Raw genomic sequence first — 10127 nt, forward strand, 5'->3', positions numbered from 1 at the left:
GCAATTATACTGTCACTTTCTATTACACAGTTATCCATCACAATACTACCCATACCTATGAGTACATTATCGTGAATAGTACAACCGTGTACCAGTGCATTATGTCCTATTGAGACATTGTTCCCAATATTTGTCGGTGCTGTTTTATAGGTGGCATGAATTACAGCCCCATCTTGTACATTTACCTTATTTCCCATTCTAATATAGTGAACATCACCCCTAACTACTGCATTAAACCAAATAGAGCAATCATTCCCCATTTCTACATCGCCGATAATTGTAGCATTTTCAGAAAAATAACAATTATCACCCCATTTAGGTTCGATTCCCTTTAATTCTTTTATTAGAGCCATCTATATTTTTTAATTGTTTTTTGCGAATAATATTTTGTTATGTACAAATATAGTTTAATCGTAGTTTTGCAAAAAAAAGAGAGGCAATTATTATCACCTCTCTTTTATATTTAAAAGTTATTAGTTGCCCAGCTGTGGCAGTTTATTTTCTTTTTCTTCCGGAACCTCATTAGAGGACTCAACCCCTGTGGCAAAATATTTTGTATCACCATCCCACAGGATTTTCATATATTTTTGTTCGAAGAATAAATTAACTCTTTCTCCCGATAGCTGCGCTTCCTGAAGCTTCCTCAATAGTTCTTCATCTTTTCCGTTTATTGAAAATTCAAAAATTTTGCTGCCCAAATTGGCACTTTTCGATTTTCCCACCGTTCCCATATCTAAACGGCCTTCCCAGGTTTTAAATACAACACCTTTTTTCTGGATTTTCATTATCACTCCTGCCTGTGTTCCCTCACTGTAATTTCCGAGATACAGAAAGGCAAAAAATGCTATCAGAATTAATACTATTACTGCAATAATTTTCTTAATCATGTTATTTTCTTTTCATATTAAACAACTGAATCTAAAATTAAAGATATAACTTTTATATTTAAATTTAATATATCTCAACCTAAAACAACTGTACTTTTATAAACCATGACGTTTCCTTCCAAATCAAAAATTTCAATCCAAAATACATAGATGCCTTTAGAGTTAATGTGGTTGTTGATATCGGTACCATCCCAGATAAAACTTCCTTCAATACCCATTAAATAGTTGTTGGCGATATTTTTGATGAAAACTCCATTTGCATTGAAAACTTTAACGTTGGCGATAAAACCGGGTTTAGTCATTGTGTAATATATCTCAGTTATGTCGTTCGATCCGTCAGAATTCGGGGTAAATACTTCGGGCTTCACGGCAAAAGGAATTTCGGTAGTGTAATTTTTTGGAGTCGATGAGTTTTGAAGACCCGGAGTTGCCCCACCACTACTTTGTGAAGCAGAAGTCCAGTTATTAGTGTTTAAACCCGGATTAGAAGCCTTTATCCTTTCCAGTGATATGCCTTTACGATTTTCATCTCTCATTAAATTAATATGCATGTTCGAATTGTAGCACACTTTATCAATAAACTCAAAAGCCTGATTAAGAAGAGCCAGATTACCATCATCATTACTCATTTTGGGAAGAGATCCTATCTCTATAAATCTGCAACGCTTTGAACTTTTATAATTATCTATTATTGATTTTGCGTTTTTGGTGATAACGAAATAACTGCGGGGTGCGAAAAGGATATTTCTTTCAGTGATTTTTTTCAAATTGTTATAATCACTGTTTTCATCAGGATTACTGAAATTTGAAATGTAAAAATTTCGCATATTTATATACTTATCAGAGTTGTTGTAGATTTCAATAAATTCGTCGCTGTTAACCTTGGGGTTAAACATTATCTCATTAATGACTAAATCGTCTTTATCGGCTGGATGAAAGTTTGCTATCCAAATTGTGTCGCTTTTAATTTCATCATTATTACAACTTTCCAAATCTCCAACCAGAAAGTATGTTAGATTATTAATAGGATTTCCATTTAGTGAAATTTTTATTTCTGATGTCCCGTCGGGTTTGTTGAAACTATTTATAATGAAGTTTTCAGTATAGTTTGTTTCGATATTTGGTGAGTTGTCATTTGTGAAATTAGTATAAAGAATTGAAATTTTAGTTAGGCTGTCATTTGTCGAAACTTCTGAAATCTGATTTTCAATTTCAGGGAAGTGATTTTTGTTATAAACTGAATTTATTAATCCCGGACTTCCTCCGTCAGTATTTATTGAAGCGATCCAATTTTCTTTTTTTATACAGTTATTGTCGGGATTGATAAGCTCTATACTCCACCCGCCATCTTTTTTTTCCGGATTATTAATCCAATTTACATTATATTCTACCTGATTAATCAAGAGATTATTATCAGTATTTATTTTAATTAGGGTGCCGGTATTATTTAGTGAAGTAAAATCAATGAAAATATGCGATAAGTGTTGATAAGCTATGCTGTCGGATGTAATTATTAAATAATGATCTTTTTCTAAAGTATAGCCTGGAAGAGTATGTTTTTTTGTCCCAATTGTTAATGTCCATTGATCTGTTCTGACTTTTCCATTGGAATTATTGTATAGTTCAATGTATTCAGTTTCAGGAAGATTTATTGAGGGAGAAGGATCGAACATAATCTCATTGATCACAATATCATTTTCTTTTGGCAGGTAGTACAGAATTGTCTCGTTGTAACTGTCTAAAATATTGTTGTTAATGTCCGAAATGTTACTAAGCGAAAAGTTGTATTCATTACCGCTTATCAAATTCTCTATGTGACTTAGTTTAAATGATACACTATCTTCGGTTGAAATATTATCTATTACAACATCAGGTGTAATTACAATTTGTTCTTTGGTAAAAGGGAATACTTTCTCGGTAAATACGATTTCGGTTTCATCCATATTTGATATTTCAATCCTGCTTATGTTTGGAGGTGTTTCATCTACAACCGTAATTTCCGTTACACTGAAATTATCAAAGGCAAATTTTGTAGCTCTTGTGATTGTATATCTGGCACTTATTCCGAAGAAGGAAGATTTAAAATAAGGAATGGCAAAATATAATTCGGAAATTGTAATATAGCTATTATCAGCAGGTGATTTATATTTTAACGACCAGATATTATTTATGTTTTCAATTGTAATATCTAACTCAACCGGGTTGTAATTCAGAAATGAATCATCGCTTTTCAGTATTAATGTTTTATTGATTCCGTCGGAATAGAAAAGTTCAATTTTATCGGTATTCCTTCCTATATCAAGAAAAATCGATTTTGAATTCTCGAAGTCAGATGATTCTGAGGCCAGGTAAATTCTGGAATAATTATTTGAAGAAGGGTTAAAGTCATAAGATATTCTGAATTTCCACAGGGCATTATTTGATAGTTCCGAGTTTGTGTACAGGTAAGATATACCTTCTTCTGTGGCGTTAAGTTTTAACTTTTTTTGAGAATCTACAGTGAAGTTATCCGAATCACCTGTCCATGCAGGTGAGGATGTGAAATTCCCGTCATTAAAATCATCCTTGAATTGTGAAAATATAAAAGAAGGGACTAACAGTAAAATTAAGGTTAGCTGTTTCATAGTTTATGGTAAATTTAGTTGGGGTATACTAAAGATAGTGAATATTTAAGGAGAAGAATAAATTTGACAGGTAATTATTTAAAAAATTGAAACTGATAGTTTAATTTTGCGGTCAAAATCGCGAAATGTACAAAAGTCTTATCCGTCCGATTCTCTTCAGATTTTATGCTGAAGATGTCCATAATTTTGTTTTTGGGTCAATAAAAACATTTTCTAAAATTCCGGGAGTGCCGGCTATTTTTAGAGCACTGTTTAACTATGAGAACAAATCTCTTGAACGCACAGTTTTTGGGATCAAGTTTAAAAACCCTGTTGGCTTAGCTGCCGGTCTTGATAAGGATGCCGAGCTTTTTGATGAGCTCGCAAATTTTGGTTTCGGTTTTATTGAAATAGGAACAGTAACTCCGAAAGGACAGCCGGGAAATCCTGCTCCAAGAGCTTTTAGATTAATACCGGATGAAGGTCTGATAAACCGTATGGGATTTAACAACAAGGGTGTTTTGGGTGCAAAAGAACTGTTGGAGAAAAGAAAATCAGGAGTAGTAATTGGTGGGAATATTGGTAAAAATAAAGTTACCCCCAATGATAAGGCAGTAGATGATTACGTTTTCAATTTCCATGCTTTGTTCGATGTAGTGGATTATTTTGTTGTTAATGTAAGCTCGCCTAATACCCCAAATCTTCGTGAGCTGCAGGACAAAGAACCTTTGACTCATTTGTTGGGTACTTTGCAGAAAATAAACCTTGAAAAAGAAGTACAGAAACCGATATTATTGAAAATTGCACCGGATTTAACCGATGAGCAGTTAGATGATATTGTAGATATTGTGAATGATACTAAAATTGCAGGGTTGATTGCCACAAACACTACTATTTCGCGTGAAGGCTTAACAGCATCAAAAGAGAGAATTGAAGAGATAGGCGCGGGAGGTTTGAGTGGAGTACCGGTTAGAGAAAGGTCGACCCAAGTTGTGAAATATCTTCATGAAAAATCAAACGGAGCCTTCCCGATTATTGGAGTAGGAGGAATACATACAGCCGAAGATGCCATAGAGAAACTAAAAGCAGGCGCCAGTCTGGTTCAGGTTTATACCGGTTTTATATACGAAGGACCTTCGATAGTTAAGAATATTAATAAAGGTATTGCCAAGGCAGGACTTTAATGGTATAATAGCGAGGGCTTAATATTAAGTAAAGCCCTCGCTAGTTTTTTACTTCAATAAGCCCGCTCTCTTCAATAAAGCGTCGGCAGTAGCTTCTCTTCCTCTGAATTTTTTGTACAATTCTTTCGGGTGTTCCGAACCTCCTTTGCTCAAAACATTTTCTTTGAAAGCATCGGCCACTTCTTTAGAGAAAATACCTTTTTCTTTAAAATACTCAAAAGCATCCGCATCCAAAACTTCAGCCCATTTATACGAGTAATATCCCGAAGAATATCCTCCCTGGAAGATATGAGAGAACTGCGTTGAAATTGATGTTTCTGGATTTATCGGATAAATTGATGTCTTTTTAGTTGCTTCTAATTCGAATTTTGAAAGATCACCTATTTTATCTGTATTAGAATTGTTGTGCCATGCCATATCAAGGAACCCGAAGTTTAGTTGGCGAACAGTTTGTATGCCTTCCATAAAGTTTGATGTTTCCTTAATCTTTAGAATGTATTCTTCCGGAATTTTTTCACCTGTTTTATAATGAAAAGCAAACAAGTCTAAAGCTTCTTTCTCGTAGCACCAGTTTTCGAATATCTGGGACGGAAGTTCAACAAAATCCCAGTAAACATTTGTTCCTGACAGACTTTCGTATTTTACCCTCGACAACATTCCGTGCAATGCATGTCCGAACTCGTGGAAAAGTGTTGTTACCTCCTGAAAAGTTAGCAATGACGGTTCCGTTTCTGTTGGTTTTGTAAAATTACACACAATCGATACATGCGGACGTTCGTCTTCACCATTTACAATTCTCTGATCTTTAAAAGAAGTCATCCAGGCACCACCGCGTTTACCTTCTCTCGGGAAGAAATCAGCGTAGAATATTGCAACCAACTCATCATTAACAGTATTTACCTTGTATGTTTTAACATCTTTGTGATATTTGTCGATGTTGAAAATCTCTTCAAACTTAATATCATACAGCTTACCGGCTATTGTAAAAACCCCGTCAATAACTTTATCAAGACTAAAATACGGCTTAAGTTCCTCACTGTTGAAATTGAACTTTTTCTGTTTCAATTTCTCACTGTAGTATGCCGAATCCCATGATTCCAAAATTTCCGGACCACCAACTGACTTTGCATATTCGCTTAATTCCTTATGTTCGTTAATTGCTGCCGGTTTAGATTTGCTAAGCAAATCATCTAAAAAATTATTTACTTTTTCCGGCGATTGGGCCATTCTTTCTTCCAGAACAAAATCAGCATGAGTTTTATAGTCCAGAAGCTCAGCTCTTTTTTTTCGGAGATTAACTATGTTTTTAACTATATTTTTATTGTCCTTTTCATCACTTTTAAAAGCTCTTGAGCCGTATGCAATTGCAAGTTTTTTTCGCAGTTCCCTGTTTTCGGCATATTTCATAAAAGGTACATAACTGGGGAAGTCAAGATTTATTAACCATCCTTCCTTTCCTTTTTCCTTAGCCATCAGTTTTGCAGCTTCTTTTGCGGAGTCAGGCAGTCCGGCTAAATCTTTTTCATTGTTAAGAAGCATCTCAAACGAGTTAGTTTCTGCAAGAACATTTTCCCCAAATTTTAATGAAAGTTTTGACAGTTCGGAATCGATTTCTCTAAGCTCTTTCTTTTTTGTGTCATCGAGTTTAGCACCATTACGCGAAAAACTTTTATAGGTTTTTTCGAGAAGCCTGTTTTGTTCTTTAGAAAGGTTGTCTTTATCTTTATTTTCCCAAATAATGTTGATTCTTTCGAACAGCTTAGAGTTAAGTCTGATGTCGTTAGAGTATTCGGTTAGCATCGGAGAGAACTTTTGTGCTATTTTCTGTATCTCGTCATTAGTTTCGGCACTGTTCAGGTTGAAGAATATTGTAGATGTTTGTCCTACAAGTTCACCTGCAAACTGCATTGCTTCTATAGTGTTATCGAAAGTAGCCTCTTCTTCATTTTCTGCAATTGCATTTATTTGTTTTTTTCCAATTCTTATTGCCTCTTCTAACGCGGGTAAAAAGTGTTTTTCATTAATTTTCGAAAATGGAACCGTGTTGTATGCTGTGTTGAAGTTTTCTAATAAAGGATTATTCATGATTATTAATTTTTATGAAATCCCCATCTCGGCTAAGCCGAGACCAAATGAGATGAAAATAATGGGGATGCCACCTGCCTGCGTGATGCAGTCAGGCAGGTATGACCGAAATATAAAATTATACATGTGAAAAAAATCTCGCAGAGTCGCAAAAGCACAAAGAGATATATGCTTTGCGTCTTCGCGTCTTTACGAGAGTAAATATATTAATAAAGCAGCTAATTAATACTTAGTCTTAACTTCTTCAGCTCCCTTAATAACTTTTTCTTTCAAAGATTCTTTATAAGCAATAATTCTATCGCGAACCTCTTTGTTTTGTGCGCCAATTATTTGTGCAGCCAGAATGCCGGCATTTTTTGCTCCATCCAGAGCCACAGTAGCTACAGGTACACCGCCGGGCATTTGTAAAATAGAAAGAACAGAATCCCACCCATCTATAGAGTTAGATGATTTTACCGGAACACCAATTACAGGGAGAGGCGACATAGAAGCAACCATACCCGGTAAATGTGCAGCACCGCCTGCACCGGCAATAATTGCATTTATACCTCTTGTGTGGGCATTTTTGGCATAGTCCCAAAGTTTTTCCGGAGTTCTGTGAGCCGAAACAATATCTATTTCGGTTTCTATACCTAATTCTTTTAATACATCAATTGCCTCTTGCATTACCGGCAGATCGGAAGTACTGCCCATTATAATTCCTATTTTCATAAGTCTAAAGTCTAAAGTCTAAAGTCTAAAGTTGTAATTGCCAACATCTTGAACTCTAGGGTTTAAAACAATTATCTGTTAAATACTTTTATTTAATTCTTTATCAATAGCACTGATCATTTTTTCAAACTCTACCTTGTCGTAAAGTCTTGAGAGAAAAATGATTTTTCCATTTTTATCAAGTACAATATTTCTTGTAACTCCGGCTTTTGGCAGAGTAAAAGACTCAAATAAAGACCCGTCTTCATCAATAGCAACCGGGTAGGTAATTCCGGTTTTTTCGATAAAAGGCTTAACTTTTTCAGGTTTTTCCTTTAGGTCGACAGCTACTAAAATAAATTCATCATTTTTGAACCTTTGCCATACTTCTTTTTCCAAATGCGGCATTTCCTTTCTGCAAACTCCACACCATGAAGCGGTAAACTGTAAAACCACAACTTTACCTTTTAAACTTTCACTGCTAATCTGATCACCATTCATCAGTGATAATTCAATTTCAGGTGACTGATCTCCTACTTTTACTCTATATCCTCTGGATCCATCCTCCTGGGCAAGAGAAATCTGAGAGATCAATAATGATAATATGATTATAAATTTATTCATTTTAAATTTAATTCCAATTTTAGTGTATAATTGTTTCTAGCAAACAACTCTAATTGTTTTTTTAACTTTTTCGGCAACTTCTCTGGCTTTACTCAAATCATCATCAACAACGGTAACATGTCCCATTTTTCTGAAAGGTCTTGTTTCTTTCTTACCATAAATGTGTGGAGTTACTCCGGGCATCCCGAGTATTTCGTTTATTCCGTCGTAAACAACATTTCCGGTAAAGCCTTCTTCTCCAACCAGATTTACCATTACTCCGCCAACTTTACTGTCGGTTTTTCCCAATGGCAGGTCTAAAATAGCTCTTATGTGTTGTTCGTATTGCGACGTGTATGATGCTTCAATTGAGTAGTGTCCCGAATTATGAGGTCTTGGAGCAACTTCGTTTACAATGATTTCATCATTTTTGGTTTGGAACATTTCTACCGCTAGCAAACCTGTTGAGCCAAGTTTTTTAGCTGTGTCAATTGCTATTTTTCTTGCTTTTTCGGCAACATCATCATCAATTCTTGCCGGACAAATTACATACTCAACCTGATTCGCAGTCGGATGAAATTCCATTTCCACAACAGGGTAGCTTACAGAATCTCCATTATTATTTGTTGCTACAATTACGGCCAGTTCGTTTTTGAATGGTATTAATGCTTCGGCAATACATTCACCATCGGCAAGAGAAGCAAGTTGTTCTTCATCTTTTATTACAGAAACTCCCATACCGTCATAACCAAATTGCGTTGATTTCCATACGAAAGGAAGGTCTTGTTTCCCGTTTTTAACTGCATCCTTCAGCTCATCAGTGTTGTTGAACTTTGTAAAGGGAGCAGTTGGAATATTGTTGTCAGTATAAAATTGCTTCTGAATACCTTTATTCTGAATTATTTCCAGCATTTCCGGCTTCGGATGAATTACTATTCCTTCGCTTTGCAATTTTTTCAAGGCTTCAATATTCACGTGTTCAATTTCTATTGTTAACACGTCAACCTTCTTGCCAAAGTTATAAACGGTCTCAAAATCCATTAAGCTGCCCTGTTCAAAATAATTTGCGGCTATTTTGCACGGAGCTTCTTCTGATGGATCTAATACGGATGTTTTAATATCCCATTTTCGGGTTGTATACAGGAGCATTTTGCCTAATTGTCCTCCGCCTAATATTCCGAGTGTGAAATCCGAAGAAAAAATATTTTTATTATCCATGTACTATATGTGTTGTTTGTCTTATTGTTTATTTGGGCGGCTTAACGGGCTATCCGTTATATCTTTTTACAAGCACTTGTTCTACAACTTCCTGTCTGTCATCAGGCAGGTGCTCAGTCACAGCACTTGTAAAAAGGATGCCACTGCTATCCCTGCCGCAATTCCTAAACCGGAAAATTTTCTTTATGATCACTATTTTTTATCCTAAAAGTTTCCTCTACAAGATCAGAAACTTTTTAATAATCTTTCAAAACGTGTTTACGGATAATAATTTCCATATCTATGTTTTAAAAGTGCAAAAATAGTTAAATTTATAGAATGCTTAGCATAAGCTTCATTAAACCATTCCTATAGTTAATAATAATTTGAAGATTTAGAATCATGGAATTTAGCGATCAATTAAAAAGTACGATTGAGGATCTTAAAATTAAGGCAGAAAAGTTGCGTATTCAGCTTAATTTAGGGTCTATGGAAGCACGTGATGAATTCGAGCATCAGAAGAAAAGAATGCAGGATTGGATCAGAGATAATGACATCTCAGTAGAGTCACTAAAGAACTTAAGTGCTCATCAGGCAGAGGAGTTACAGATAAAATTTGAGGAACTTCAGCTTCAGTTGGCTCTTGGAAGAGCCGAAAGTGAGGAAATGCTTAGAGATCAGGCAAAAAATATACACAGTAGTATTCATGAGATGCAGGTAAAGCTTGCACAGGATGAAAATTATAAAAATTTGAAGAAAGAGTCTATAGATGCGTTAGACGATATTAATGATACATTTTTTATCCTGAAGACTAAGTTCGATCACGAAATCGATGAGCAAAAGGAAGAGTGGGACGAAAAGAAGGAGAGAATTAATAA

Annotated in this window: 9 protein-coding genes; 2 read left to right on the forward strand and 7 right to left on the reverse strand. The window is 35.2% G+C overall.

From position 1 onward, the window contains the following. From ABFR62_10870 to ABFR62_10880, 3 genes are all read right to left on the reverse strand, one after another. Window positions 1-353: gamma carbonic anhydrase family protein (locus tag ABFR62_10870; protein ID MEN8138922.1), on the reverse strand; the 353-nt coding region annotated here is incomplete at its 3' end. A 120-nt stretch (window positions 354-473) separates the two neighbouring features. Further along, window positions 474-887: a hypothetical protein gene (locus ABFR62_10875; GenBank protein ID MEN8138923.1), complete on the reverse strand. Its 414-nt coding sequence runs from the start codon at window positions 885-887 to the stop codon at window positions 474-476. A gap of 74 nt (window positions 888-961) precedes the next feature. Beyond that, window positions 962-3511 (reverse strand): lamin tail domain-containing protein, encoded by a 2550-nt coding sequence (locus ABFR62_10880; protein MEN8138924.1) that lies wholly within the window; start codon window positions 3509-3511, stop codon window positions 962-964. Between the two features lie 125 nt (window positions 3512-3636). Between ABFR62_10880 and ABFR62_10885 the strand changes: the two genes are divergently transcribed. Further along, window positions 3637-4674 carry a quinone-dependent dihydroorotate dehydrogenase gene (locus ABFR62_10885; protein ID MEN8138925.1) on the forward strand — a complete coding sequence of 346 codons (1038 nt, stop codon included), beginning with the start codon at window positions 3637-3639 and terminating at the stop codon, window positions 4672-4674. 48 nt (window positions 4675-4722) lie between these two features. On the opposite strand, the gene ABFR62_10890 is transcribed toward ABFR62_10885, so the two are convergent. From ABFR62_10890 to ABFR62_10905, 4 genes are all read right to left on the reverse strand, one after another. Next, entirely contained in the window at window positions 4723-6759 is a 2037-nt protein-coding gene (locus ABFR62_10890) for a M3 family metallopeptidase (GenBank protein MEN8138926.1), read from the reverse strand. A gap of 222 nt (window positions 6760-6981) precedes the next feature. Then, complete coding sequence (purE, locus tag ABFR62_10895; GenBank protein ID MEN8138927.1) at window positions 6982-7470, reverse strand: 5-(carboxyamino)imidazole ribonucleotide mutase; 489 nt, start codon at window positions 7468-7470, stop codon at window positions 6982-6984. A gap of 78 nt (window positions 7471-7548) precedes the next feature. Beyond that, on the reverse strand, window positions 7549-8073 hold the full coding sequence (locus ABFR62_10900) for a TlpA disulfide reductase family protein (GenBank protein ID MEN8138928.1): 525 nt from the start codon (window positions 8071-8073) through the stop codon (window positions 7549-7551). Between the two features lie 36 nt (window positions 8074-8109). Further along, complete coding sequence (locus tag ABFR62_10905) at window positions 8110-9270, reverse strand: 5-(carboxyamino)imidazole ribonucleotide synthase (protein MEN8138929.1); 1161 nt, start codon at window positions 9268-9270, stop codon at window positions 8110-8112. A 381-nt stretch (window positions 9271-9651) separates the two neighbouring features. Between ABFR62_10905 and ABFR62_10910 the strand changes: the two genes are divergently transcribed. Then, the coding region (locus ABFR62_10910; protein ID MEN8138930.1) for a hypothetical protein at window positions 9652-10127 on the forward strand (476 nt) is incomplete at its 3' end.

The sequence above is a fragment of the Bacteroidota bacterium genome, from assembly GCA_039714315.1.
Classification (GTDB): Bacteria; Bacteroidota; Bacteroidia; order Flavobacteriales; family JADGDT01; genus JADGDT01.

Excerpts from the sequence above, each read along its gene's own strand:
- ABFR62_10875 (MEN8138923.1), bottom strand. The coding sequence starts at position 887 with ATGATTAAGAAAATTATTGCAGTAATAGTATTAATTCTGATAGCATTT.
- ABFR62_10880 (MEN8138924.1), bottom strand. The coding sequence starts at position 3,511 with ATGAAACAGCTAACCTTAATTTTACTGTTAGTCCCTTCTTTTATATTT.
- ABFR62_10885 (MEN8138925.1), top strand. The coding sequence starts at position 3,637 with ATGTACAAAAGTCTTATCCGTCCGATTCTCTTCAGATTTTATGCTGAA.
- ABFR62_10890 (MEN8138926.1), bottom strand. The coding sequence starts at position 6,759 with ATGAATAATCCTTTATTAGAAAACTTCAACACAGCATACAACACGGTT.
- purE (MEN8138927.1), bottom strand. The coding sequence starts at position 7,470 with ATGAAAATAGGAATTATAATGGGCAGTACTTCCGATCTGCCGGTAATG.
- ABFR62_10900 (MEN8138928.1), bottom strand. The coding sequence starts at position 8,073 with ATGAATAAATTTATAATCATATTATCATTATTGATCTCTCAGATTTCT.
- ABFR62_10905 (MEN8138929.1), bottom strand. The coding sequence starts at position 9,270 with ATGGATAATAAAAATATTTTTTCTTCGGATTTCACACTCGGAATATTA.